General features: G+C 47.4%; 20 protein-coding genes. 17 read left to right on the forward strand and 3 right to left on the reverse strand.

Annotation, left to right across the window (positions count from 1 at the left end; translation table 11 throughout):
- Nucleotides 1-199: 199 nt before the first annotated feature.
- Nucleotides 200-4270 carry a hybrid sensor histidine kinase/response regulator transcription factor gene (locus MUK70_RS14680; protein ID WP_234653266.1) on the reverse strand — a complete coding sequence of 1357 codons (4071 nt, stop codon included), beginning with the start codon at nt 4268-4270 and terminating at the stop codon, nt 200-202.
- A 717-nt stretch (nt 4271-4987) separates the two neighbouring features.
- On the opposite strand from MUK70_RS14680, the gene MUK70_RS14685 reads away from it, so the two are divergent.
- The 17 genes from MUK70_RS14685 to MUK70_RS14765 all read left to right on the forward strand — a co-directional run bounded on the left by MUK70_RS14685 (nt 4988) and on the right by MUK70_RS14765 (nt 24071).
- A complete protein-coding gene (locus MUK70_RS14685) occupies nt 4988-5794 on the forward strand; it encodes a polysaccharide biosynthesis/export family protein (RefSeq protein ID WP_234606538.1) in 807 nt (268 codons plus the stop codon).
- A gap of 39 nt (nt 5795-5833) precedes the next feature.
- Nucleotides 5834-8203: a GumC family protein gene (locus MUK70_RS14690; RefSeq protein ID WP_234653271.1), complete on the forward strand. Its 2370-nt coding sequence runs from the start codon at nt 5834-5836 to the stop codon at nt 8201-8203.
- Nucleotides 8204-8437: 234 nt separating this feature from the next.
- Complete coding sequence (locus MUK70_RS14695; RefSeq protein ID WP_234606536.1) at nt 8438-9742, forward strand: lipopolysaccharide biosynthesis protein; 1305 nt, start codon at nt 8438-8440, stop codon at nt 9740-9742.
- Nucleotides 9739-10587 (forward strand): hypothetical protein, encoded by an 849-nt coding sequence (locus MUK70_RS14700; RefSeq protein ID WP_234653273.1) that lies wholly within the window; start codon nt 9739-9741, stop codon nt 10585-10587. Before MUK70_RS14695 ends, MUK70_RS14700 begins: the two co-directional genes overlap by 4 nt.
- A 10-nt stretch (nt 10588-10597) precedes the next feature.
- Entirely contained in the window at nt 10598-11545 is a 948-nt protein-coding gene (locus tag MUK70_RS14705; RefSeq protein ID WP_234653274.1) for a hypothetical protein, read from the forward strand.
- Nucleotides 11546-11555: 10 nt separating this feature from the next.
- Nucleotides 11556-12095: an acyltransferase gene (locus MUK70_RS14710; protein WP_234653277.1), complete on the forward strand. Its 540-nt coding sequence runs from the start codon at nt 11556-11558 to the stop codon at nt 12093-12095.
- Nucleotides 12096-12119: 24 nt separating this feature from the next.
- Nucleotides 12120-13043: a glycosyltransferase family 2 protein gene (locus MUK70_RS14715; RefSeq protein ID WP_234653279.1), complete on the forward strand. Its 924-nt coding sequence runs from the start codon at nt 12120-12122 to the stop codon at nt 13041-13043.
- A 9-nt stretch (nt 13044-13052) separates the two neighbouring features.
- Nucleotides 13053-14195 (forward strand): glycosyltransferase family protein, encoded by a 1143-nt coding sequence (locus MUK70_RS14720; protein ID WP_234653281.1) that lies wholly within the window; start codon nt 13053-13055, stop codon nt 14193-14195.
- Nucleotides 14196-14200: 5 nt separating this feature from the next.
- Nucleotides 14201-15232: a hypothetical protein gene (locus tag MUK70_RS14725; protein ID WP_234653283.1), complete on the forward strand. Its 1032-nt coding sequence runs from the start codon at nt 14201-14203 to the stop codon at nt 15230-15232.
- 11 nt (nt 15233-15243) lie between these two features.
- Nucleotides 15244-16239 (forward strand): glycosyltransferase family 2 protein, encoded by a 996-nt coding sequence (locus MUK70_RS14730; protein ID WP_234653286.1) that lies wholly within the window; start codon nt 15244-15246, stop codon nt 16237-16239.
- The gene (locus tag MUK70_RS14735) at nt 16236-17513 is read left to right on the forward strand and encodes a glycosyltransferase family 4 protein (RefSeq protein ID WP_234653288.1); all 1278 of its coding nucleotides are present in this window, start codon (nt 16236-16238) and stop codon (nt 17511-17513) included. The genes MUK70_RS14730 and MUK70_RS14735 overlap by 4 nt, the downstream gene beginning before the upstream one ends.
- Complete coding sequence (locus MUK70_RS14740) at nt 17488-18882, forward strand: O-antigen ligase family protein (RefSeq protein ID WP_234653290.1); 1395 nt, start codon at nt 17488-17490, stop codon at nt 18880-18882. The genes MUK70_RS14735 and MUK70_RS14740 overlap by 26 nt, the downstream gene beginning before the upstream one ends.
- 33 nt (nt 18883-18915) lie before the next feature.
- Nucleotides 18916-20127 (forward strand): glycosyltransferase, encoded by a 1212-nt coding sequence (locus MUK70_RS14745; protein WP_234653292.1) that lies wholly within the window; start codon nt 18916-18918, stop codon nt 20125-20127.
- Nucleotides 20114-20701, forward strand: coding sequence for an LbetaH domain-containing protein (locus MUK70_RS14750; RefSeq protein WP_234606525.1), 588 nt, complete (start codon nt 20114-20116; stop codon nt 20699-20701). Before MUK70_RS14745 ends, MUK70_RS14750 begins: the two co-directional genes overlap by 14 nt.
- Entirely contained in the window at nt 20679-22328 is a 1650-nt protein-coding gene (locus MUK70_RS14755) for a GMC family oxidoreductase (RefSeq protein ID WP_234653294.1), read from the forward strand. Before MUK70_RS14750 ends, MUK70_RS14755 begins: the two co-directional genes overlap by 23 nt.
- On the forward strand, nt 22328-23167 hold the full coding sequence (locus MUK70_RS14760) for an aldo/keto reductase (protein WP_234653296.1): 840 nt from the start codon (nt 22328-22330) through the stop codon (nt 23165-23167). Before MUK70_RS14755 ends, MUK70_RS14760 begins: the two co-directional genes overlap by 1 nt.
- Before the next feature lie 49 nt (nt 23168-23216).
- Nucleotides 23217-24071, forward strand: coding sequence for a glycosyltransferase family 2 protein (locus MUK70_RS14765; protein ID WP_234653298.1), 855 nt, complete (start codon nt 23217-23219; stop codon nt 24069-24071).
- Here the strand turns inward: MUK70_RS14765 and MUK70_RS14770 are convergent.
- Nucleotides 24043-25098 carry an acyltransferase family protein gene (locus tag MUK70_RS14770; protein ID WP_234653300.1) on the reverse strand — a complete coding sequence of 352 codons (1056 nt, stop codon included), beginning with the start codon at nt 25096-25098 and terminating at the stop codon, nt 24043-24045. The genes MUK70_RS14765 and MUK70_RS14770 overlap by 29 nt on opposite strands.
- Nucleotides 25099-25104: 6 nt before the next feature.
- Nucleotides 25105-26070: a phytanoyl-CoA dioxygenase family protein gene (locus MUK70_RS14775; RefSeq protein ID WP_234653301.1), complete on the reverse strand. Its 966-nt coding sequence runs from the start codon at nt 26068-26070 to the stop codon at nt 25105-25107.
- Nucleotides 26071-26452: the final 382 nt, after the last annotated feature.

Consider the following 26452-nt stretch of genomic DNA (forward strand, 5'->3'; position numbering starts at 1 on the left):
GACAAATGTGCCTTTAAAAAACAATCAGCAAGGGATCCAAATGTTTACAAATAGGGGTTCATTTGTAAACTCAGACAAAAAATCACCCTACTTTTTCGCCTGTGAGTGCATTTTGAGAAGGATATTTTAAAAAAGACGATGAGTAAGTAACGAGCAGGCACATTCCATGCTTATGTTCGTATCAGAATGTTCCATTGTACTATTCCTGGGAAAGGCGCTCTTTACGGTAGGCCGTGGGCAGCATATTATACTCCTCTTTAAAGAGCTTCGCGAAGTATTTGGGGTTATTGAAACCGATCTGGTAGGCAATTTCAGAAATGGAAAGCTGGCTTTTCTCCAGCAGGCTCGCGCCTCTCCGGATTCGGATGATGCGTATAAATTCAATGGGCGTTTTGCCCGTCAGCGAAAGGATTTTTTTGTATAAATACATCCGGCTCATCGACATGGCGTCGCTCAGTTCCTCAACGGTGAACTCCGCATTGGCCAGGTTTGCCTCCACCACTTTTACCGCGCTGTTTACAAATTGCTCGTCCAGTGAGCTTACAGCCATCTCGCTTGGGCGGATCTGCACATGCTGCTGGAATTGCTGCTGCAATAACTCGCGCTGACGAATGAGGTTGGCGATCCTGACCTGCAGAATGTCTAACCGGAAAGGCTTGGTTACGTACGCATCTGCGCCGGTTTGGTAACCCTGCAGCTGTTGTTCTTCCTCCGCACGTGCTGTAAGCAGCACCACCGGAATGTGCGAAATGCGCCGGTCGGTTTTAATAATTCGGCATAGTTCTATCCCATCCATTTCGGGCATCATCACGTCGCTGACGATCAGGTCAGGAATTTGTTCCAATGTTATTTCCAGCCCGATTTTCCCGTTCGGCGCTTCCAGGATCTCGTATTCTTTCAAAAATACTTCTTTCAAATAAACCCTGAACTCGTCATTATCCTCCACAAGAAGTACGAGCGGCTTGTTTTTGACCGGTTTTTCAGTCGGAAGGTCTATCTCCCCCGCATTATCCAAAGCTGGTTCCGCTTCTGCCGGTGGCAACGAATAAGTGCGCGCCGGGCTTTCCTGCAACGGTAATGTGACCGTAAATGTGCTGCCCTTTCCCACGGCGCTTTCCAGGTCAATGGTGCCTCCATGCATTTTTACAAATTCCCACGCGATAGCAAGCCCGATACCGCTGCCCTGGTTCATAATGTGGTCGGGCATCGGATGCTGGTAAAATCGCTCGAAAACCTTGGCCTGCGCAATGGGAGGGATCCCTATACCGGAGTCGGCTACACTGATTTCCAAAGCCTCGCTGCTCCCATGATCCACAATCCGCAAGCGGACCGTCACCTGACCGTTTTCCTGCGTGAATTTGAATGCATTCGACAGCAGGTTATACATGATCTTGGACAATTTATCCTGGTCAAAATCTGCATAACGCGACGTTAATTCGCTTTCGAACCGGTAACGGATGTGCTTATGCTCGGACAGATCTGAAAAAGTCTGTGCGATTTGGCGGAGAAACCTCACAATGTCACCGCGCTCGGGGCGGAACTGCGTTTCTTCCACTTCCAGCTTTTTAAAATCGAGCATTTGGGTTACCAAATTAAAAAGCCGCTGCGCATTGCGGTGGACGAGGGACAACTGCCGGTGCACCGCATGGTCCGAACGGATGTTTTTCAGCAGGTTTTCCAGCGGCGTGAGCATAAGCGTCAGCGGTGTACGGAACTCGTGGCTTACATTGGTAAAAAAACGGATCTTCATCATATCCAGCTCATGCAGTTGAAGTGCATAGTGGCGCTCCTGTTCCAGCTTGAAATTCATACGCTCCCGCTCGATCAGGATCCAGCGCGCGATCATCAATGCGCCCGCGACAACCAGGAAATACAGCAGGTAAGCCCAGGGCGTCCGCCAGAAAGGAGGCAGGATCACCACGCGGAGACTGCGCTCGGTGGACGCGCCGCCTTCTTTCATTTTCACCTTGAAAACATAGGTGCCCGGATCCAGGTTGGTATAGGTGACCTTGCGCGTGTTGTCGGCTTCAAACCATTGCTCGTTGAAACCTTCTAATGTGTATAAATAATGGTTCTTTTCGGGATGCAGGAAATTTAGCGCAGCAAATTCGATGGTGAACACATTCTGGCTGTATTTCAACACAATGCGGTCCGTCAGCGAAACGGACTTCGTTAGCACTGCTTTTCCATTAAAAGGCTCCCCGGGTTGTACGCTTTTATTGAAAATCTGAAAATCGGTGAGCATTACCTTCGAAGCGGTGCGCTCGTTTGTAATTTGTTGCGGATCAAAAATCGAGAATCCGTTGGCGCCACCAAAAACCATTTCGCCCGAACGAAGCCGCAATGCCGCATTCTCATTAAAACCCCTACCCTGCAGACCATCCACTTCATTGAAGGTGCGCACCTCAAATGCAGTTGGTAAGCCGCCGGCACGCTTGGAAATGTTGATATTAACCAATCCCTTGGGCGTGCCAAGCCAGAGATTTTGTGCTGCGTCAACTGCTACTGTCAATATGGAGTTCTCCGGCAGGCCGTGGCGCGTGTCGTAGACTACAAACGTGTTGCTTACGGCATCGTAGCGGTTAAGCCCTTCGGAAGTGCCGATCCAGATGTTGCCGAAATGATCCTGCGCCAGCGAGGTAACAGCATCGCTGCTCAGGCTGGTGCTATCGCCGGCTCTGTATGCATAATGTACAAAACGGCCCGTTTGCCGCATTAAAACATCGACTCCATTGGCAGTTCCGATCCACAGATTGCCGTGCTTGTCTTCCAGCATAGCCGAAATATAATCTGAGCGAACGGAGTTGGGGGCCAGTCGGCGATAATGCCGGAACGTCCTTTTACCGCGGTCAAATAAATCCAGGCCATCGGCCAGCGTCCCTACCCAAAGTCGTTTTTGTGAATCCTCAAAAATCTCCCAGACGCGGTCGTCGATCAGGCTTGTGGAATCTGCCGGATTGTGCAAGTAACGTGTGAAGGTTTTGCCGTCAAAACTGTTGAGCCCGCCAAAATACGTCCCTATCCACAGTACATTGCTTTTATCAAGGCACAAACTGACGATCACATTGTTACTCAAACTCCCGGGATCACCCGGAACATTCCTGTAATTACGGAAAGTGTTGTTTTTACGATCGAAATAAATCAAGCCTCCGCCATTCATACCCAGCCAGAGGTTGCCCTTCTGATCTTCCACAAACATATTCACGTCATCAAAAGGCAGGCTTCGCGGATCGCCGGGCGCATGCTGGATGAGTGAAAATTTGAAAATATTCTTATGGTAGCTGCAAAAACCCTTTTTAAATGTCCCGGCCCAGATCATGCCCGTCGGATCTTTATAAAGTGCTTGAATGCTGTTTTGGCTTATCGTTCTGGGGTCGCCGGGATTGAATAGCAATGTAGAAACCGTCCCTTGTTTTTTGTCCACGACATTGATGCCGCCGTGGTCTGTCCCCATCCAGATACGGCCGTCCGGACCTGTCACCATCGAACTCACCGTATTATTGCTGAGCCGGAAATCCGCGTTGGCAGTATTGGCAATGCGTAAAGTGTTGTTTTTAAAATCAAAATAAAACGCACCCAATGCAGCTTTCACTACGTAAACCCAGGGCTCGCCGTCATCATCGACAAAAACTTTGTGATTCGATAAATTGCCCAGATTCCGGTTCTGTAACATCTCGCTTTGCACGTCCACGGCTTGCGTGCCTGCATGTACGCGGGCAAGGAAACCGTCGTCACAGACCACCCAGAGATTCCCTTGCAGGTCTTCATCAAAGTCAGAAATCAGCCGTTTGGCAGGAGCCGACGAGTCTTCGGACGGACTGAATTTGATCTTAATCAGCTTTTTGGAGCGTGTAATAAATTTCACCAGGCCCAACCGGTTGTGATTAATCCAATAATCGCCCGAGCGGGTTTTGATAATGCGGCTAAAATTGGCGTCGGGAAGGCCCAGTCTTTTGGCTGCCAGATCCGCATTGTGTTCAATACGCTCTGCAACAGGATCATAAATATCAAAGCCGACTTGTGTATTGATCCAGATAAAACCCTGCGGATCTTCGAATATCGCGTTGATCCGGTGATTGGAAATGGTGCTGGAATCGCCCTGAATATGCTTGAAAACCTTAAAAGAATAGCCGTCGAACCTGTTCAGGCCATTGGCCGTGCCGATCCAGACAAAACCCCGACTGTCTTTCAGAAAGCAGTTGACCTCGTTATGCGATAGTCCGCGCTCCGTGTTATAGCGCGCAAACTGGTATTCATTGGATTGAGCCATACCCTTCTCTATCCATCCCAGCACACCCGCTATCGTCAAACAAAAACACCAAAAGCAACTTCGCATCACACAAAAAAACGAATCTTTTGCGTACTTCTTACATATACCGCGCTTCAAAAGAATTAGGTCGCGCTCAGCCTTACAACCACTGAGAATGTTTTCAGCCGATGCTACCATCTAGTTTCCGCGGCAAGAAAAAAATTAATTCTTTTTCATACCGTTTACTAAGTTTTTTTTCGGCGTAGAATATTCCTTTTTAGAATCTGCAAAAAACCAATCCTTCCTTGCAGCTTGCACAATTAGATCATTTTATAATGACTTCTTATTCAAGCACTCACAAAATTTGATATAAATTAAATCTATTTTACAATCAAAAAAATACTATTTTCAAAATTTCTTGTAGTAGGATCCATATGTATTGGATTTATTCTTTATAGGGTCGTAGTAATATTGGAATTCTACATAGAACCTTTAACTATAAATTATTTCCAAAATGTCATTTATATTTTACAATGAATTCTAGATATGATCCTACAAGTATTTTGCCGTGCAATCACAATAAGTTATTTATTCAACAGAATATTAATGTAAAATTAAGCGTTCGATCAAAAGTAAATTTGTCAAATAATTCTTTAACCTAATTTTAATTCCGAATACTTTGTTTTAACTTAGGCTTGGATTAAAAGCTCAACCCTCTTACTATTTGTAGAAACCTTTATGATCACACGCCCTCAGTTACTAAAACTGATCTGTCTTTATAGTGCCGGATTATTGCTTATAGGTAGTTTCGATGCATGCGTCTCACCTAAGAAAATTGTATATTTCCAAGGAGACTCCCTTAGGTACTCATCCGGAGAGGTGGGACAGGCATACACACCGACCATTCAAAAAGGTGACATGCTTTCTATTATAGTAGGAAGCCTGAGCCAGGAGGCTAACGAGATCTTCAATGCCGCCAATCAGCGGAGCTCTTCGAGCATGAGTTACGGCAGCAGTGGTGCGCCTTCGGTGCAGCCTTTTGGCTATCTGGTTCGTAACGATGGCTGTGTTGAATTACCCATGATCGGCAAGATCGCCGTAGAAGGGCTCGAAACAGAAGCCGCCGCCGACCTGGTCCGCAAGAAACTCAACCGCTATCTTAAGGAACCTTCCGTTATCATTCATAATCTCAACTTCAAAGTCTCTGTGCTTGGCGAGGTGAACCGCCCTGCCGTTTACAATATCCCTAATGAAAAAATTACATTGCCGGAGGTCCTAAGCCTTGCCGGGGACCTGACCATTTACGGAAGGCGCGAAAATATCATGATTATCCGGGAGGAAAACGGTAAACGGGAATATGTCCGCGTGGACCTTACGTCCAGGGATATTTTCAGTTCTCCTTTTTATTATATGCATAAAAACGACCTGGTTTATATCGAGCCTACCAAGGCCAAGATGAGTGCCAATAACAGGGGTTTCCAGGTTGTGCCTATCGTGTTAGGCATTGTAACCGCGCTTAGTGTTGTACTATTCCGTTTCATTTAAGAATGCTATTAAAGCAACCGCACTTTATAATCTTATGATATGAATTACAAAAAATCTACGCATCTAACGCAATCTCACGAGGGCCTTCACGAAAAATTTGACCTTAAGGCTTACTTACGCCGCTATCTCCACTATTGGTATTTATTTTTCCTGACCATTCCCCTGTGCCTGGGTGCAGCATACTTATACCTGATCGTCACACAACCAACATATGTATCCCAAACCACATTGCTGATCAAGGACAGCAAAACGCAGGTAGGTCCTGATGAAACCATCATGAAGGAAATGGCTCAGTTCAATGGCAACAAGGTCCTTGAAAATGAGATTGGTATCCTCAAATCGCAACTGCTCATGGGAATGGTCGTCAAGCAGCTTAACCTGGACATTTCCTTCCAGGCCAGGGACGGGCTGAAAACAATCGACTTATACGGACAAAGCCCGATTAAGATTGATGCGCAGATCGTTACAGACTATGCTTATGCGCATCCGCTGATTATCAACACGGACAGCGCTGGATTCTTCCGCGTCAATAACGGTTCGACATATTATCGCATAGGCACACAAATACGCACTTCATGGGGACTGTTTTCAGTAGTCAAAGGAACACCATCCGATTATCGGGAGGTGGAGGTGCAGTTCCATAATCCGCAGGCGCTCACCCGGGGAATGCTCGGCAGGCTTACAGTTGGCGTCCTTTATCCGCAAAGCACGTTGCTGGAACTGAGCTTTGAAGATACATCGGTTCAAAAGTCAAAAGACATCCTCAATAAGCTGCTGGACGTGTATGTCCAATCCTCTTTGAATGATAAAAACAGCGAAGCTTCCAACACGCTGAAATTCATAGAAAGCCGCCTCGGATTAATCACAGGCGAGCTTAGCGAGGTTGAAAAAGATGTGGAAGTTTACAAAAAATCAAAAGGATTAACGGACATAAGCGCTGAGTCCCAGCTATTTCTGGAAAACATTAAGGAGAACGACAGCAAGCTGAACGAGATCGAAACGCAAATCAAGGTGCTGGAAAGCGTTGACCATTATATTCAGAATGCAGGAGATGGCGCCCCTGCCCCGGCCACCTACATGATCGACGACCCCATCCTGGTGTCCTTGCTTACAAAATTTAATGAGCTAAGCCTGCAACGCGAGCGCTATGCGAGGATTACACAAGTGGAAAACCCTCTTTTCGAGACGGTTAACACCCAAATGGACCAGACCAGACAGGCGATCCAGGAAAACGTGCAGAATCTCAAACGCGGGATGGCCGCCACCAAAGAAAATCTGAGTGGGATCAACACCAAGTTTTCATCCGGACTGAGCAGCATTCCGAAAAAGGAAAGGGAGTATGTTGGGATCAAACGGCAACAGACCATTAAAGAAAACCTATATCTGTATCTGCTCCAGAAAAGGGAAGAAACTGCTTTGGCTTACGCTTCTACGGTGACAGACAGCCGGTTAGTTGATGCGCCGATCTCGTCCTATATGCCGGTCAAGCCAAAACGGTCGGTTATCTGGCTTGGCGCAGGACTCGCCGGTCTGGTAATCCCGCTGATCCTGATCAACCTGCTGTTCATGCTCAACAGCACAGTGCAAAACCGGGAAGAGGTCGAGCGGATCACGAACGCATCTATTCTTGCGGAAATCGGGATGATGAAAGGAAAAGGAAAAAATCCTTCTGAATCCATTATTAAAGTGACCAGCAGAAGCGCTGTTGCCGAGCAATTCCGGGCACTGCGCACCAACCTGCAATATATGGGCGACGGCAGTTGCCGCACCATTATGCTCACCTCTTCGATCAGCAGCGAGGGGAAAAGTTTTATCAGTATTAATCTTGCTGTAAGCCTTGCATCGTCGGATAAGCGGGTGATCCTCATAGGATTAGACCTGCGCAAACCCTCCCTGCACAACCGGCTGGACATTACGAATAAAAAGGGCGCATCCAATTATCTGGTTGGACTGAAAAACCTCGATGAGCTTATCCAGCCATCCGGCCTGCATCCACAGTTTGATGTATTGTCCTGCGGTCCCCTGCCTCCTAATCCATCAGAGTTGCTAAGCAATGGCCGGCTCCCGGAACTCATAGCAGAACTGCGCGAACGATATGATTACATTTTAATCGACTCTCCGCCTTATGGATTGGTGACGGACGCCGCACTGATCGCAGAACATGTGGACGCGACATTATATGTGGTCAGGTTCAACCACACGCTTCTTGACCACCTGAAACACATCAAGGAATTGCAACGCACCAAACGCTTTGCTAATCTCAGCTTGATCTACAATGGTGTTGACTACGCATTTGGTTACGGCTATGTGTATGGCTCGGGTGGAAATGCCTACGGCTATCATACGGAAGATGTCGAGGACAGTAAGTTCGGATTTAAAACGCTGAAAAAACTGGCGGGCATGTTTTAGCGAAATTATAAAGATCTTGATAAACGTATAATTATGTACGTTATCAATTTAAGTGGATTGTTTATTTCGATGTGCAGCACAGCTGGGGGGTTGTGCCAAGATTACTGGCGAGAGTACTTTGGAAACGTCCGCTTTGGCAAAGAGCGGTCGTCTGGATCCGTTTTGATTGCAGCTTTTAGAGGTAGATCAACAAGTAAAATGGGGATTTGTCTTGTCGTATAAACCATTAACCGCTTGAAAAAACTTTCAGAACAAATGCAGACGCACGCTGTCTATGACAAAGCAGTGAAATGGGGTAAGCTTGTAGCGATTACCGGAGGAACGCAGGCGGCTGTTCAGGCAATGGGCCTGATAACAGGCATACTGATAATCCGGTTGTTGCCTATGAAAGAATATGCTTACTATACCATTGCCAACACGGTTTTAGGAACGATGATGGTGCTTTCCGACAGCGGGATCAACAATGCAATCATGTCGCAGGGCGGACCGGTATGGAAGGACAAGCAGCAATTGGGTACGGTTTTGTCGACGGGACTTTACCTAAGGCGCAGATTTGCTGTGCTAAGCTTGTGTGTTTCGCTTCCGATACTGTTGTTTTTTCTGATCCATCAGGGAGCAGGATGGCCCACGAGCTTATTGATTGCGGCGGCACTGGTCCCGGCATTTACTGCGGGGTTATCTGATTCGATCCTGGAAATCCCATCCAGGCTGCACCAGGACATCAAGTCGTTACAGGTGAACCAGTTACTGGTTGGGATCGGGCGCTTTTTACTGAGCATTCTTTCATTGTCCATTTTCCCCTGGACATTCATTTCGTTGCTGGCCAATGGGATACCCAGGATTTGGGGCAATGTAAAGCTGAAACAGAATGCAGGTCGGTTCGCTGATTTCAGCAAACCGGTGGATGCAGTTGTGAATGCGGAGATGCTTAAAATGGTTAAACGGATCTTTCCGTTGACAGTCTACTATGCTTATTCCGGCCAGATAGTGATCTGGTTGGTTTCGCTTTCCGGTACCGCATTTGCGGTGGCACAGATCGGGGCCTTGGGCAGGATATCGATGATTTTGAATTTTTTCAACGTCATGTTCGCGATCATGATCATTCCCAGATTTGCGCGGTTAAATGCGGACCGGAATAAGCTGTTGAGAAGCTTTTTAATGATTATGGGCGGGCTTTTAACGTTCTCGGTGCTGATCGTGCTCATTTCCTGGTTGTTCTCGCCGGTGATCCTGTCAGTTCTGGGCAGAGAGTATGCCGACCTGGAAACGGCATTGGTGCTGAATATGGCGGGAAGTTCGCTGGCAATGATCAGCGGGGCTGTTTATGGGATCTATTCCAGCAGAGGATGGACCATACAACCTTTCTTTTCCATTGGAATAAACCTAGTAACTGTGGCTGCTGGTATTATGCTCCTGGATGTGTCCAACCTGAAAGGTGTTTTGATATTCAACATAGTTGTTGCATTCGCCCAATTTCTGGTCAACACCGCTTTTTGTGGCTTTAAAATTCTGAAAACGAAGCATTTGGCATCAGCATGATGATAACCATAAGCCTGGCAACTATTTTACTGTTAACTGTATTTGTGCTGTTTATTGGCTATAATGTGGTCTTGCGCATGTTTCCGGCAGTTCGTTACAAGTCCTACGACCCTATCGAGCGCTGTGAAGAATATATGTATCAGGGTAGTTATAACAAGGTTTTCGCAGGTTCAGGACTGATTGGCGAGCTGGACCATTACATGCCCGAAGGAGCATTTAGTTTATGTTTTCCTTACTCCGGGAGCTGTACGGGGCTGGAAATCATTGCCTTGTCGGGTAAGGTGCCGGAAGTGGTTTTTGTTGAGACAAACTATATTTCCAAAGGCTCGGACAAAGAACTTATCACCACGGTTTTTGAAAAACAATGGAGAAAGCTGAGGCACGTTGCTCCTTGTTTTCTAAAAAAGAACCGGCCCGATTCGCTGATTAAATCGGCAGTAAAGCATTTATCTATCAGCAAAAGACCTGAAACAGCAAACCCGGATTTCGGCCGGCTGAACACCGAAGAACTCGACCGGTTTTACCGGATCTACAATGAATCCATTGACACACACCACTTTGAGAATATCCTGGAAGAACTGGAAAAACATGTGAATTACATCAGCGCACAAGGCTGTCAGATCGTATTTTTCGAAATGCCTGTGCACAAGGACTTGTATCACAGTAAGTTGCTGGAATATCAAAGAAACACATTAAAAGCAGTATTTAACAACCAAAATTACCATTGGATCGAATCGGGCCAGCTGCATGATTACCAGACCATTGACGGTATTCACCTGACGAAGGAGAGCATGTATCGCTACGCCCATTTTCTGATCCAAAACAAAAGGACCCTACTCACGTAACCCGTTAAAAATGAACATAGCTGTATGCACCCTCTTTGAAGGTCACTACCATTATGGCGTAGCCGCGCTGGTCAATTCGTTGTCGAAGAACGGGTTTTCCGGGCACATCTATGCCGGCTATAAAGGGAGCATTCCCGAGTGGGCAAACGGCAAGAAAGGAAAAGTCCTGCAGTGGGAAAATTCCAGCACAATTAACCCGGTGGAAGGGATCACCGTGCATTTCCTGCCCGTCAAAACCGAATTCCACCTTACCAATTACAAGCCTGGCTTCGTCATTGAACTGATGGAACAGGTTGCAGCCGACGTTGCCGGCGTTATTTATTTTGACCCGGATATTGTAATCAAATGCCGATGGTCATTCTACGAACAATGGCTGTCGCTGGGCGTTCCGCTCGTGCATGAGATTACCAATAACGACATGCCGGCAACCCATCCGGTGCGTGTGCTATGGCGCGATCTGATCCGGAAAAATGACCTGGAAGTGACCAATCACATTCATTCCTATATCAATGCGGGTTTCTGGGGAATCAGCCGGGAGCACGTAGAGTTTGCACATTTATATAAAAAGTTCGTCGAAATATCGGTGACCGATTACAACATGGATCTCAACGATTTCACCTTCGATCTGGACCGTACGAATCCGTTTTATGCCAAAGACCAGGATGCCTTGAACATTGCAGCCATGTGCAGCCGCGTTCCGCTCAGCGAATATGGCCCCGAAGCTATGGATTTTGTGCATGGCGGAAAGGTAATGTCGCACGCAACGGGCAGTCCGAAACCGTGGAAAAAGAATTACATGCTGAGCTTTTTGAAGGGGAACCCGCCATCCCTTTCCGATCGCGCCTATTGGAATAACACCAATGATGCAGTCCGGCTCTATCCCGGCTATTATGTTGGATTAAAACAGCTGGAAATGAAAGTGGCAACTTTCCTGGGAAGATTTTACAAAAGGTATTAACGAAAAAGTGATGAAAGGACTACTGTCGGAATTCAGATTGTACCTGTGCAATCACTGGATCAAACACATTCCCAGCAACCGGATCAGGCTGTGGTATTACCGCAATGTAATGCAGTTCAGCATTGAGAAGGGAAGTCACATTTTCATGGGCTGCACATTCGACTCGGCCAAAAACCTGACCATAGGACGCAATTCGGTGGTAAATGCCAATTGCAGGATCGATAATCGGGGGACAATTAACATTGGCGAAAATGTATCTGTCTCCAATGAAGTGTGCATTCTCACAGGCGATCATGACATGGACTCTGAGGATTTCCTCGGACGCGACTATCCGGTGAGCATCGGCAGTTATGCATGGATCGGGACAAGGGCCATGATCTTGCCGGGTGTGCAGGTTGGAGAAGCTGCGGTTGTAGCAGCTGGCGCAGTAGTGACACGGCCGGTGAAGCCATTCGATGTGGTAGCAGGGGTTCCGGCCAAAAAAATTCGTGAACGTGCTTTTAATAAGGCCTTTACCTATTCCAACGATTATAAAAGATTGTTTCAGTAAGCAGTTTTCCAAATCAAAATGTCTATGCTGATTTCCATTTGTATACCCACTTATTCACGTCTGGAATATCTGAAACAGTCGGTGCAGAGCTGTCTGGACCAGACTTATCAGAACATTGAGATATGCGTGTCCCAGGACCCCAAAAAAGACGGCCCCGACCCGGATATCATGGAATGGTGCCAGGAACAGGCGCAGAAACTGCCCTTTTTTACATACAACCTCAATATTGGAAATCTCGGACTGGCAGGCAACTGGAACGAATGTGTGCAGATCGCTTCCGGCAAATACATGATCATTATCGGGGACGACGATATCCTGATGCCCGATTTCATCCAGTCGCTTGTGGACTTACTGGACTCGGGGCACGTGGATGTAGCATTCAGCAACCAATATTTTATTGATGAAAAAGGCCAGATCCTGCATGCTTACACCGAAGAGGCCAATGCCACTTACCATCGCACTAATCTGCCGCACGGTCGCATTTCAGACGCGGTATCAACTGTTTTGAACAACAGTGTGCCTATGTCAGCAGCATTGATCCGGCGCGATCTGCTGTTGCAACACAACTTTGATAACAGCCTTAACACACCTGAATTTGAGGTCTTCCTGAAAATTGCTGTGAACGGAGGAATTTTCGTCTATCATGCTGAACAACTCGCCTGTTACCGGGTTCATTCACTTGCCGCAACTTCGGGCGGCCTCACTATTGACAAATTGCTTCGCAATGTGATCAGTATCGACGTGCCTGCTCACTATCAGAAACAGAAATACGAATTTGTATCATCCAAACTGATACCGGGCATCAACATGAGTCTGCGCAGGGGCGATAAAGCACTGGCACTGGCATTCATGAACAGCCCATATTACCCAAAAAACAAAATGCATATCAGACTGGCACAAGCGATGATCTCAGCCTTGCCATCCTGGGCTATACAAAGAATATTATAAATGCCTGAAATGAAGATACTGTTCATTTGCCCATCCCTTGAAGAAGGATCTGACGGCGTCGGAGACTATGCACGGCGTATGTCTTCCGAAGTGATCAGGGCAGGCCATCACGCATCAATCATTGCATTGAACGACACACATTTACACCCGCATCATCAGGAACGGGTCCAGTATGACAGAGGTCTTGCGATCAGGGTCCTCAGGCTGTCCAGCCGCCTCCCCTGGGGTGAACGGATTGTACTGGCAGGCAACTTCATCCGACTCATAAGGCCCGATTGGATAAGCCTGCAATATGTGCCTTACGGGTTTCAAAAAAAAGGGTTACCATTTGGTCTGGGCAGCTCATTGAAAAAAATAACAACCGGAATTCCGTGCCACATCATGTTTCACGAGATGTGGGTGGGCATAACCCGACTTTCTCCACTCAAACACAAGATTTACGGCTTTTTCCAGGCCAGGATTGCGCGGGATCTTGTGGAAAAGCTCAATCCGAAAATCATCACAACCAGCAACAGGCTCTATCAGCTTGTGTTGGAAAATAAACATATAAAAGCAGGCATACTGCCGCTTTTCAGTAACATTTCACTAATGCCCAAAGACGATCAATTTGCTGATTCTGTTTACAGGCAGCTTGGGATAGCACCTCATGAGCGCCAGCATCATGTAGTGATCGGATTGTTCGGAAGCCTTTATCCTGGCTGCGACCTCGAGAGCACAATCCGGGAGCAGTATCTGTCCGCACTGGCAGTGAGCAAGAAGCTGGTTTTCATTGCTTTCGGGCGCATAGGCGCGAAGGAAGAATACGAGAAGCTGAAAACGCAATTTGAAAGCGAAGTAACATTTGCCAATCTGGGTGAGTTACCAGAAGCCAAAGTTTCTACCATGCTGCAATTGCTCGACAAGGCGATTTCAGGCACGCCTCGCCAGCATTACGGCAAAAGCGGGGTGTACGCAGCCATGAAATTACACCGACTTGAAGTACTGACCTCCGCATGGAGCTCAATTCCCGAATATGACAGAGAAATTAGCGATTACAATGATTTCCTCGAAGAAAGGCCCTCTGAGCAATGGAGCACACAATTTGTTTCAAATGAATTCCTGAACATGCTTGTCAATAGCAACGCAAAAGCAACCGTGCCAAAATTAACGTAACTGATATGGATCGTTTTCTTACAATTGACTCAACGAAGGGCGGCAACGGGGATATCTGGATGCGCCTGGTAGGCTTCTACGCCGTCGCTGATCTCCTGCCCGGTTTCAAGCTGCGGATCTGCATTCCTTCCTATTTCAGAACGCTTGCAGAATTCGCGTTTGGCGACAAACTTACCATTGTAACAGACAGCTCCTTTAAGGTTGACCTCGAATACACCAACTTGGGAATCAGACATTTATATAAAGATTTATTAAAGGGAAAACGCTTCATTTCGCCTTATCAGCGCGCTGTTATTCAGGATAAAAAGAAAAAAGAATTAAAAGATTACGTCAACACCTGGATCTTCAACGCAGCAGACCGGCTGGGGGTTGTTCAGATTCCTGCTGCCAAGTGGATTTCGGGCTATCAGGGCTATCTGGACATTATCGGAATTAAGAAATTACGTCACATTTCTTACGAAAACTTTACAATCCAGGTTGAAAAACAGCATGTGCGGTTGATTGAGAAATTTCGGCAACCCGTTCCCGCTTCCGTCGAGCTCAACATTCCCGGGGACCTGAAAGAATATACCGTCGTTTTCCCAAACGGGACTGGCAGACAGTTCGTACCGCTCTGGTGGGCCAAGAAACACATGCCGGACGCCTATTACGCCTTTTTTGCAAATGATAGCTATGCTGATACATTCAAGAACGCAGGGCTGAAAATCATACGGTTTTACCGATCCGAAGACATTATCAGGCTGGCCCAGGAGGCAAGATGGACGGTCAGCACCGACAGCTTTCCATCGCACTTGCTGCAAACAGCGACGAACAAATGTACCATTCTGATCACGGGAACGCTGAAAGGCAGGATCGTATCACCCGCATTCAAAGGAAAAGTGGTTGACGCGGACGCAACTTGTCACCCTTGTCTGCATCTCGCCAGAGACCTGCACCCACTTTGCGCTGCCGGTCACAGTGAATGTATCAACTGGCACCTGCACGCATACACATCCAATATTCTGAAGTCGGTATGCGAACTAGCTGACCATTCCTAACCCCATAAAACATGAAAATTTCTGTTTGCATTCCCACCTACAACCAAGCAGCCTACGTCGGGCTTACCATACGTAGCGTAATGGTGCAAACTTTGTTGCCCGACGAGATCATTGTTTCCGACGATTGCAGCACCGACGAAACCTGGGAAATTCTGAAAAAGCTGGCAACCGAAATAGGCATAATGAGCATTATCCGCCAGAAAAGCAACAAAGGGCTCGCTGGCAACACCGACGATAGCTTGCGGGCAGCAACAGGCGATTACATCGTTAAACTCGACTCCGACGATGCGCTATTCCCGGATTATATTAAAACGCTTTCCACATTGCTGACCGAGCATCCGCAGGCAGGTTACGCGCACGCGGCGGTACGTGAGATAGACCACAATGGCTACGCCGGAGAACCCAGGAGGCTGCTGCGCGGCGCAGGATTTGTTACCAGCGAGAACGCATTGAAATGGGCCTTGAAGGGATATCGCGTTGCTGCGAACATCCTGATGTTCAGGAGAGAGGCGCTGGAAAAAGCGGGTTACATTCAATGCCGACAGGATTTTGCCGAGGACTATTTTTTGTCGGTTTGCATTGCGAAAGCAGGATATGGCAATGTTTATAGCCCTGAAATCCTTTCTGCCTACCGGGTTTGGACGGACCAGGGGAATGTAAGGAAGAAACGTAAACTGGCAGAAATCAATGGTCTGAATGCGGTATTCAATTATGCGTTAACGCCCGCTTTCGAGCAGCTCTCCTGGGATTTAAAACCCGTCGAGCGCGCAAAGCAACACTTCGCCATTACGCATTCGGGATGCCTTTCGTGGGATGTGTATAACCAGGAAGAAAAGAGGGATCTTGAAACGGCAATTCTTCAATTATCTTCAACAACCGCCACAAAATTTTATATATGGAGTCACAAACACGGCTTCGGAAAAGTGATTGAACTGTATCAAAGTTCTACTGCGACAATCAAGAAATACGTCAAAAAACTGATTTTAACCAAGCCACGGACCCGATGAAAGTGCTTGTCTCACATCCTACCGGTAATGCAAATGTCCGTGCCATCGCGAAGGGTCTTGCCGAGGCAGGTAACCTCCATAGCTTCTATACGACCATTGCCACATTTCCGGATACGACATTGGATCTGCTCGCGCGGCTGCCCGGATTATCGGAGCTGAAACGAAGAAATTTTGACCCGGAGATCCAGGCCCGCACCCACACCTACCCGTGGCTTGAAATGGGGAGGATGATCAGCAACAAAGCAGGCTTTAAATCATTAACAGCCCACGAGTCTGGCGTGTTTTGTATCGACAAGGTGTATCACAGCCTGGACAGATATGTCGCTTCTCAATTGCCCGGCCTCCAGAAGAGCGGGCTGAATGTGGTTTATGCCTATGAAGACGGTGCGCTCGAAACATTCAGACAGGCTAAAAAGCTTGGGATCACCTGTGTGTACGAACTGCCGATCGCTTTCTGGGAAACCAGCCGCAAATTGTTGCTGGAAGAAGCCGCACGACTTCCCGAATGGTCCGAAACACTCGCCGGCGGCATTAGCGACTCAGAAAAAAAGCTGCAACGCAAAAGCATGGAACTTGACCTGGCCGACATTATAGTCACACCAGGAAGCTTCGTCGCGGATTCGCTCGGAACACTTGCCCTCGAGAAAAAACTGGTTGTTTCGCCATTTGGCTCACCTGAAAACAATTTGTCAACCAAAAAAACGAGACGTAACAACCGTCCGCTTCGGGTCCTGTTTGCCGGAAGCATGGGTCAGCGGAAAGGATTAGCCGATCTTTTTGAAGCAATCAAAATACTGGATACCGACGAAATAGAACTGGTCGTACTGGGAAGCCTGCTACGTGAATTATCCTTTTACCGGAACAAGCTTACCCGTTTTACCTACGAGCCCACACGTCCGCACGCCGACGTGCTCACCCTGATGCGCAGCTGTGACGTTTTTTGCCTGCCGTCCATCGTCGAAGGACGCGCGCTGGTGATACAAGAGGCCATGAGCCAGGGATTACCTGTCATCATCACAGCAAATACGGGAGGAAGAGACCTCGTCATCGACGGCGGAACCGGGTTTGAGGTTCCTATCCGAAGTCCGGGTGCTATTGCTGAAAAGCTCAGATGGTTTCTGGATAATACAGACCAACTGGATCAAATGAGCATTAATGCACAACGGCACGCAGCCAGTTATTCCTGGGCCGGTTACACCAATAAGATTATTCTTGAAATAGAAAAATATCAAAAAAACTGCCTAGCAAATGATTCAAGCCAATACGTGGGATAGCTATTTAGAGATGGAAGAGGAAATCAACCCGGAGATACTTCGGCAGCAACGGGTCCTATCCCAAATTAGAAAGGGGATCTGGCTGTATTTCTGGCTGCTGATCCTGGAAGGAGCATTACGCAAATGGGTGTTCCCGAGCCTGGCCACTCCCCTGCTGATTGTTCGTGATCCTGTCGCGATCGGTGTGCTTTTTCTGGCATTCAGGGAGGGCTTTTTCCGGAGTAACCCCTATACCATTATCGCCCTGCTGGTAACATTTGCGTCGTTTCTGCTCACCCTTTTTGTGGGTCATGGCGATATTACCGTGGCCGTTTATGGCGCCAGGATTATGCTGATCCAATTCCCGCTTCTGTTTTTAATCGGCATCGTTTTCACATACGAGGACGTGATCAAAATCGGACGTGTACTGCTCATTATCACACCTTTCATGACCATTCTGATGGCCATGCAGTTTTACAGTCCGCAATCAGCCTGGGTCAATCGCGGGATCGGCGGAGACGTCACGGGCGGGGGATTTAGCGGGGCAATGGGCTTTTTCCGCCCTCCCGGCACCTTTTCCTTCATTACAGGACTGGCTTCCTTTTATGGGTTTGTTGCCATTTATGTTGTGTTCTTCTGGCTCGACAAATCCAGTCAGATCAACAGATGGCTGCTGGTGGTTGCGACGGGTTGCATGCTTGCCGCTATCCCCATGTCGATCAGCCGTACACTGCTTTTTGAGGTGGTCATTGCTTTCTTGTTTGGTTTACTGGCCGCTTCCCGGCAACCTGCCTACATGCCACGCATGGCCGGAACATTGGTGGCAGGGATTATCCTGTTTGTGCTGCTGTCCAACTTTGGCTTTTTCCAAACAGCCACCGAAGCATTCATTTCCCGCTTCGAGTCGGCCGACCGGGTCGAAGGCGGGCTGAAAGGAACGTTAGGCGACCGCTTTTTGGGTGGGATGATCACAGCCGTTACAGAAACCACCGAACAGTCGCTCTTCGTGGGAAAAGGGCTTGGTATGGGCACAAATGCTGGTGCTAAGCTGATGACGGGAACCAACCGTTTTTTGATCTCAGAGGGAGAATGGGGCCGCATTATCGGTGAAATGGGACTGGTGCTGGGCCTGGCAACGATCCTGCTTCGCGTACACCTGATCGCCCGCATGACCATTAACGCCGTGCGCGCATTGCGTGCGGAGAATTTTTTACCCTGGATGCTGATCGGTTTTTCGCTGGTTAACATTCTGCAAGGCCAGTGGGCACAGCCTGCTTCCCTTGGCTTTGCCGTCCTTTCGGGTGGACTGATCCTGGCCGCACTGAAAGGCCCCGACTATGATGACGATTTAGAAACAGAGCATATCGAGACCGAAGAAGTTCCTCATTAAAACCCACTCCTCATCGTTCACCTTGCCAACGTTATGAACATTGTATTTTTTTCGCACCCGGTTTTTCTCGGCTCTATCAGCACCCAGCGCTACGCCAAATGGCTGGTGGACGGAATGAGAGAGCGCGGTCATCAGGTGCAGCTATGGATCCCTGAACCCCAATGCTTTAACATTCCCGGCCCCGCCAATTTCAAAAAGTGGATGGGTTACATTGATCAGTATATCCTGTTTCCCCGTCAGGTAAAAAAATTGATCAAAAAACAACCAAAGGACACACTATATGTGCTTACGGATCATTCACTTGGTATTTGGGCACCGCTGATCCGGGACTATAACCACATTGTCCATTGCCACGATTTTCTCGCACAATTCTCGGCCATGGGCCTTATTCCTGAGAACAGGAACAGCTGGAGCGGCAGGAAATACCAGGAAATGATTCGCAAAGGGTTTCTTTCAGCAAAAAATTTTATATCAATTTCCGAAAAAACAAGAGACGACCTGCATATTCTCCTCGGCCACCGGCCCGCTGTTTCTGAAATGGTTTACAACGGGCTTGTACAGTCCTGCAAACCAAGCGAAAGCCCGGCTGAAGCATTGTCATCACTGGCAGCAGAAACCGGAATTGAACTCAAAAACGGCTATTTACTGCATGTAGGAGGTAATCAGTGGAACAAGAACCGAAAGGGAGTTATTGAGATCTATTCCAAATGGCGTGTGAAATTTACCAATCAGAAACCCCTGCTAATGATAGGCCCTGAGCCGGATGACGTGATAAAAAAAGCACACGCATCGTCGGCATACAGGGATGACATTCATTTTTTGGTAAATAAGGCCGATTCATTTGTAATGCTTGCTTATCAGGCAGCAAGCGCATTTCTTTTTCCTTCTATAGCGGAAGGATTTGGCTGGCCCATTGCGGAAGCCATGTCAAGTGGCACCCCGGTGCTTACAACAGACGAAGCGCCTATGACCGAGGTCGCGGGCGGCGCTGCATTGTTTATCGACAGGCGACCATCCGACGAGCGAAAGGCCGAAGCCTGGGCCACCGATGCGGCAAAAGTGCTTGAAAAGCTATTGTCGTACAGCCCCGAAGAGAGATCAGGACTGATAGCCAAAGGATTAAAAAACGTCAAGCGATTTGACAGTAATATAACGATTGAAAAGATTGAAAAGATTTATCTGGCTGCGGCAGGAAACGCTGCAAAACATGTCTCACTTAACCTCAATTCCGATGTTTCAGCATGATATCAACGATTCTGATCCATACAAGCGCCCCGTATTTTCAGTAGGCAACAAAATTACAAGATTACTCTGGAAAGCGTCCTGGCTGCTGCTATGCGCGTGGACTCCTGCCCCTTTTCATGCCTGGCGGGCCCTCATCCTGCGCATGTTTGGTGCAAAGCTCGGTAAAGAGAATTTTATTTATCCGGATTGCAAAATTTGGGCGCCCTGGCTCCTGGAAACGGAAGATGTGGTCACCATCGGCCCCCATGTAGAGATCTATAATCCGGGAGGCGTTTACCTGGGACATCATTCCATTCTTTCACAACATGCATTTCTCTGTGGTGCCACGCACGATTACAACCGTCTTGATTTTACCTATATAAAAAAGAAGATCCACATCTCCCCCTATGCCTGGATCTGCTCAAAAGCCATCGTACTGCCGGGTGTACGCTGTGGAGAGGGAAGTGTCCTGGGTGCAGGTTCTGTGACATCGAAAAACCTGGAACCCTGGATGGTGTATACCGGAAACCCTGCCCAATGTATCAGACAACGCAATAATTTCCTCCTAGAAAATGAACTTGACCCATCCGTTTAACATGCTCTACGATCTCTGCATTGCCGGCAGCGGCCCGGCTGGTATCATTACGGGACTGGAATACAGCCGGCTCAATCCCGGCAAAAAAATCCTGATCGTAGAATACGGCCATGCCGGAAAAAATAACCGGAATTCGCTGGACGATTCAATCAAAGTCCATAACCATGTAAACCATTACAGTCCTTATGAATGCACCAACAAAGGACTGGGCGGCACCTCGGCCACCTGGGGCGGCAGATGCGTCATGTACGATGAAATTGATTTTATGGAACGCGGCGTCACTGGTGACGAATGCACCTGGGGAGTGGATATACTCAAAGACCTCACCCCGTATCTCCCCAAAACGGCCGAATACTTCGAATGCGGCGAGCCCGTGTTCAACCTGAACGAGATTAAGGAATTCAAGAACACGCACATTGCAGAAGGTTTTGAAGAAGGTTTTGTCACGGATTCGGTCATCGAGCGATGGAGCATGCCAACGCGGTTTGGGAAACGCTATGCCGGGCAGTTGAAAGCTTCGCGGGACATTCACATCCTGGAAGGTTACGAGTTCAGGGACTTCAAAGCACCGGACGAATCAGGTAAAGTGACTTCTGCGACAATCCGGAACGTGCTTACCCGGCAACGACTTGAAATCACTGCCATGAAGTTTGTCCTCGCATCCGGCGCACAGGAAACAACCCGCATATTACTCCGCAACAAACAGCTTTTTCGCAATCTGGATGCTGTTCCTGCTGCTTTGGGACATTATTACCAGGGCCACATTTCCGGAAAAATCGCCTCGGTTGTCTTCAACGGAAATCCGGATAAAACGGATTTTGGGTTTCTGAAAACACGGGATAACACCTATATCCGGCGACGGTTTCAATTTACCCCGGATTTTTTAAAAGAAAATAATTTATTAAACACGGCAATCTGGCTGGACAACCCGCTTTATTACAACCCGTTACACAGAAGCGGCGCCATGTCGTTCATGTATCTGGCCATGATCACGCCTGTTTTGGGCAAAAAGCTTGCGCCACCAGCCATTGCCCAGTCAATTACCAAAGGAAAAAGAACGGGTATTAACGGGCATATCCTGAACATTCTGCGCGAATTGCCTCATTCGCTCCTGACACCTGCCGCGATTTTTTACAAAAGATATTTACTCAAAAGAAAGCTCCCCGGCGTGTTTCTGTTTTCACCTGAAAATAAATATGCACTTCATTTTCACTCTGAGCAGGTGCCACACTACGAAAACCGACTGTATCTGGACGAAGACCAGGAAACGCTGCACGTTGACTATGCACTGACAGACGATGATATCAATTCAGTGATCAAAACACACCAGGCGCTGGACAGCTGGCTGCAAAAATGCGGATGCGGAAAACTCACTTACTGGTATGAAGAAGATCAGCTTTATGACGCAATAAAAAATATGTCCAGGGATGGCATGCACCAGTCGGGAACAACCAGAATAGCGGACAGCCCGCGAAAAGGCGTCGTAGATAGCAATCTGAAATTGTGGGGAACGAGCAATGTTTACGTTTGCAGCAGCTCAGTATGCCCCACTTCGGGCCAGGCCAACCCGACCTTTTTGCTCGGGGCATTTGCATGTCGCCTTGCCAAACACTTAATGACGAACTGATGAGAACAATTGAATTAGTCGAAGGGATTCAATCTTCCGTACTCGGATTGGGATGTGCGCCGGTGCTGGGATCCATCGATTCTAAAACATGCGGCAGGGCACTCAGCCTGGCCTTTGAACACGGCATAACACACTATGATCTGGCGCGGTCTTATGGCTTCGGCGATGCAGAAAAACTGGTGGGCAGGGTGTTTAAAAATAACCGGGACAAGATTGTGCTGACCAGCAAGTTTGGCATTAAAGCCGACTGGAAAGCCAGCTTGTTACGTCCCATGAAGCCGATCGTACGCATATTGCGAGGTTCAGAAAAAAAGCACGACGCCCATTTGCCCCCCAAGCAGGGCACTGGAAAAAGCGCTTCTGACCTGCTTTTTAAAAGAGTCGAGATTAACAGCATGGAAATGTACAAAAGCCTGGAAGAGAGCTTGAAAGCCTTGAAAACAGACTATCTCGATTATTTCATGGTGCACGAACCCTTGAAAAGCATTACCAATATAGACGAGATCAGCGAAATGGCCATGCGACTGAAAGCAAGCGGCAAGATCCGGGCATTTGGACTGGCATACATGCAATCTCAGAAACACTTGCATGAATCCTATTTTGACCGTTTTGACATTCTGCAATTCAACAGTCCGCCCGGCGTTACGGCTTATCGCAAGCTCGCGGAAGAGCGGTGGGGCGAACCGAACATTATCTTTTCACCTGTCCGGGGTGGAACCTGGGACATGAGCCCCGCGGAAAAGATCGAAAAGCTGATCCGGGATTTTCCTGAAAGCGTCATTTTATGTTCCATGTTCAGCGAATCCCACTTGAAAGAGAATGTCAAACTGGTCGGGTAAAGGCAGTGTCTACCCTCCCGCAATCAATTATTTTTAAAATGCAACCGATATGATTTCAGTCGTAATCCTCACTAAAAACGAAGAAAAGGACCTCCCGCTTTGTCTGGCATCGTTGAGATGGGCCAATGACGTTCACATCCTGGATTCAGGAAGCACCGACCGGACCATTGAGATTGGTGCTGCACATTGTGCAAAAATCTGGCATAATGATTTCGAAAGCTTCGGCAGACAACGGAATTATGCGCTGGACCATATTCATTTTCGCTACGATTGGATCCTGTTTCTGGACGCTGATGAAATTGTAACGGACGATTTCTTGGTAGAAATGAGGCTCGCAACCCTGACCGCAAGCAAGGATGTGGCCGGTTTTTATTGCTGCTGGAAGATGATGTATGAAAATCGGTGGCTGAAAAATTGTGACAATTTCCCCAAATGGCAGTTCCGGTTAATGCGAAAAGACCGTGCGCGTTTTAAAGATTTTGGCCACGGCCAAAAAGAAGATCAGGTCATTGGCAAGATCGAATATTTGAAAGAACCCTATCTGCATTACGGCTTTTCCAAAGGCTGGTCACACTGGATCAACCGCCATAACCGCTACTCAGACGAGGAAGCATTCAGCAGGATTAATGCCTGCCCGCCTTTCAAACATATGTTTTCCAATCATGCGAGTGAAAGAAATCCTGCATTGAAATCGTGGTTAAGCCGCCTGCATTTATGGCCGGTGATCCGGTTTACCCAAGCTTACTTGCTAAACCTGGGCTTTCTGGAAGGCAGGCCCGGACTTATCTATTGCGTTAACATTGCCTATTACGAGTTTTTGGTCCAGATTAAAATGAGAGAATTGAGGAATAAAAAACCGCCTCATCCGGAAGAATTCAAGATGGCCGACGCGATGATTTTTTAAACGAGGGCTGGAAGTGCAACAAGTTGTCCCGCAATGAAATACTTGGAGCTTCAATGGTTTTGTAGAACGCCAGCCCAACCAGTAACATCGCCGTCACACATACAGGCACAGCGAGGATCGAGAAAGCAGGATATTTGTGAAATATTTTATCAAAAACATTCAAAATAAGGGCGTGCGTGAGATAAAGAGAATAAGCCATCAGAGCGATCTGCCTGACAAACAGTGTTTTGCTCAGCACAAACTCAGGCGAGAAATAGAATGAAACGAGCAGCATACCGGCAGAAAGAACCAGGAACAGGTAACCGGTGCAATACTTAAACTGGGAATCAACATCAGCCAGCCAATAAGAAATCCCCGCAAAAACGGCTGCCGCAAACAGACTTACATAAACATTTGACTTGAATGAAAAGGAATAATGGTTGATAATATAAGAAATCGTGCACCCTAGCGCAATGCCGTCGAACCGAAAAATCGTTGCCGTCGTGTAATAGCCGAATTCCTTTATCTGAAAATCGCCTGCGAAATATCGAATGACAGATGGAGTCAATGTGATGGCGATCCAAACAGCGAGGCGGGCATGTTTTGAAGAAGTAGCGCGGGAAGTGAGCAGGACAACGAACGGAAACACGATATAAAAATGCTCCTCAATGCACAATGACCAGGAAATTTTGAAAAACGGAATGACCTGATAAAAGTTTTGAAAAAAGAAGAGGAAGCCCGGATCAAAATCCTGGCGCCTGCCAAAGAACACAGCAGAGTAAGAAATTGCGAGGGCGGCCAGATAAGGCGGATAAGTTCTGAGAAATCTTTGCAGCCAGAACCGGATCAGATTTTCACCGACACTTTTCTTGTAATAAATGTTGGTGATCAGAAATCCACTCAGTACGAAAAACATTTCAACACCATATTTGCCGACAGCAATGGTTTTGTCCAGCGTAAACCGCTCTCCAATGTGATAGTAAATAACGAGAGCAATGGCAAGAAAACGAAACAGGTCAAGATTGGCGATTCTTTTGGAAGGGTTCATTATCAATTAAATAGATCCTTTGTGAATTTTTTTTCTGATTGCATTAACGATGGAGCCGGGAATTACGCGCCGGGCCAGTGAAACGGCCAGGCCTTTTACAGCTTTGGGAAGAATGTCTTTTTGCAGTGAAGCGATATCATGCGGCAACATGGTGGAAACCGAAGTTTCGGGGAAAGCAGGATAATCGGCTTTTTGGCCGAAGCCAAGATAAGTGAGGATTTCGGGACTGGTTTCGTTTACAAATGCCGGATTCAGTAAGATTTTTTCACCGTGGCCCTCGTGTCTGGTCGAGATTTCGTCGATTTGAAAAAGATAAGTAAGCCGTTTGAAACCTGGCCGGTTGAAGGGTTCGGCCCTGTGGATCAGGTGTGTATTGCAGATGATCAAAGCTCCTTTTGGTGCTCGCACAGTCACGATATCGTCCTTGTAATTTTGTTCAATGACCTTATCCGAAAAAAACCGCTCCTTATTTTGCTCCGACCATCTATAGGATCCAGCGATCAGCTGGAACGGGTTCGTATCGGAAACATCGGACAAATAAAACAGGAACATAATGCCCGGGAGGTCGTGCTTGCCATTATAAGCATTTCCGGCTTGCAGATTATTGTCGGTGTGCCACGGAAGATGGGAGCGGGTATGCGTTTCGTAAACTCTTTGATTACTGATTTTGAATGGGTTATCAAAAAAATGACGGCAGATTCCGCGGATTCGCTCCGATGTAATAATGTCGTAGCATTCTTTTGACAGCGCCAGCGTGTGAGAAAGATATTTCGTCCAGTAAGCCCTCACATAGCCCAGGTTATTGTTGTTGACCAGGAGCGAATCGGACGAAACAATGTTGGTGAGTGCCGAAACGGTTTCCGGAGAGAGGGCGTTTCCAAAAACATGGTAACCCGGTCCGGATTTTAGTTCGCGCGCAATGGTTTCCGCTTCCACACTGGTGAAAGCATCAGTAAATAAGAGTGAATCCATACATTGAAGTTTGGGATAAATGCAAATGCGACAACTTGCCAGAATTGGTTCATATCATATTGATATTCAGATAAATATAATAAATTAATTCCAAATAATCAGAACAAAACAGCTTAATATTTATCCAAAATAAACCACACAAAAAGTGTCCATTTATGATTGGTTTTTTCACCCCTGAAATCCACCCTTTCACCCCATTTTGCTTTAAAGTTGCGGTATATTGACTATATTTAACTAATGAATACGGGGCCTGATCCCCCTTATTATTTGGCCTGTCCTTAATCCCCCGGCAGCATTTAATTTTCTCAGGCCTTCAAGGAATATTAAGTTTTTTTTATCCCATTTACAAAGTCTGATCCTGATTGTTAATTTCCTGACAGGT

Source organism: Dyadobacter chenwenxiniae, assembly GCF_022869785.1.
GTDB lineage: Bacteria > Bacteroidota > Bacteroidia > Cytophagales > Spirosomataceae > Dyadobacter > Dyadobacter chenwenxiniae.

Coding starts and splice junctions, on each gene's coding strand:
- MUK70_RS14685 (WP_234606538.1), top strand. CDS start 4,988: ATGATCACACGCCCTCAGTTACTAAAACTGATCTGTCTTTATAGTGCC.
- MUK70_RS14750 (WP_234606525.1), top strand. CDS start 20,114: ATGTTTCAGCATGATATCAACGATTCTGATCCATACAAGCGCCCCGTA.
- MUK70_RS14745 (WP_234653292.1), top strand. CDS start 18,916: ATGAACATTGTATTTTTTTCGCACCCGGTTTTTCTCGGCTCTATCAGC.
- MUK70_RS14775 (WP_234653301.1), bottom strand. CDS start 26,070: ATGGATTCACTCTTATTTACTGATGCTTTCACCAGTGTGGAAGCGGAA.
- MUK70_RS14710 (WP_234653277.1), top strand. CDS start 11,556: ATGAAAGGACTACTGTCGGAATTCAGATTGTACCTGTGCAATCACTGG.
- MUK70_RS14680 (WP_234653266.1), bottom strand. CDS start 4,270: ATGGCTCAATCCAATGAATACCAGTTTGCGCGCTATAACACGGAGCGC.
- MUK70_RS14725 (WP_234653283.1), top strand. CDS start 14,201: ATGGATCGTTTTCTTACAATTGACTCAACGAAGGGCGGCAACGGGGAT.
- MUK70_RS14755 (WP_234653294.1), top strand. CDS start 20,679: ATGAACTTGACCCATCCGTTTAACATGCTCTACGATCTCTGCATTGCC.
- MUK70_RS14730 (WP_234653286.1), top strand. CDS start 15,244: ATGAAAATTTCTGTTTGCATTCCCACCTACAACCAAGCAGCCTACGTC.
- MUK70_RS14760 (WP_234653296.1), top strand. CDS start 22,328: ATGAGAACAATTGAATTAGTCGAAGGGATTCAATCTTCCGTACTCGGA.
- MUK70_RS14740 (WP_234653290.1), top strand. CDS start 17,488: ATGATTCAAGCCAATACGTGGGATAGCTATTTAGAGATGGAAGAGGAA.
- MUK70_RS14700 (WP_234653273.1), top strand. CDS start 9,739: ATGATGATAACCATAAGCCTGGCAACTATTTTACTGTTAACTGTATTT.
- MUK70_RS14690 (WP_234653271.1), top strand. CDS start 5,834: ATGAATTACAAAAAATCTACGCATCTAACGCAATCTCACGAGGGCCTT.
- MUK70_RS14770 (WP_234653300.1), bottom strand. CDS start 25,098: ATGAACCCTTCCAAAAGAATCGCCAATCTTGACCTGTTTCGTTTTCTT.
- MUK70_RS14705 (WP_234653274.1), top strand. CDS start 10,598: ATGAACATAGCTGTATGCACCCTCTTTGAAGGTCACTACCATTATGGC.
- MUK70_RS14720 (WP_234653281.1), top strand. CDS start 13,053: ATGAAGATACTGTTCATTTGCCCATCCCTTGAAGAAGGATCTGACGGC.
- MUK70_RS14735 (WP_234653288.1), top strand. CDS start 16,236: ATGAAAGTGCTTGTCTCACATCCTACCGGTAATGCAAATGTCCGTGCC.
- MUK70_RS14765 (WP_234653298.1), top strand. CDS start 23,217: ATGATTTCAGTCGTAATCCTCACTAAAAACGAAGAAAAGGACCTCCCG.
- MUK70_RS14715 (WP_234653279.1), top strand. CDS start 12,120: ATGCTGATTTCCATTTGTATACCCACTTATTCACGTCTGGAATATCTG.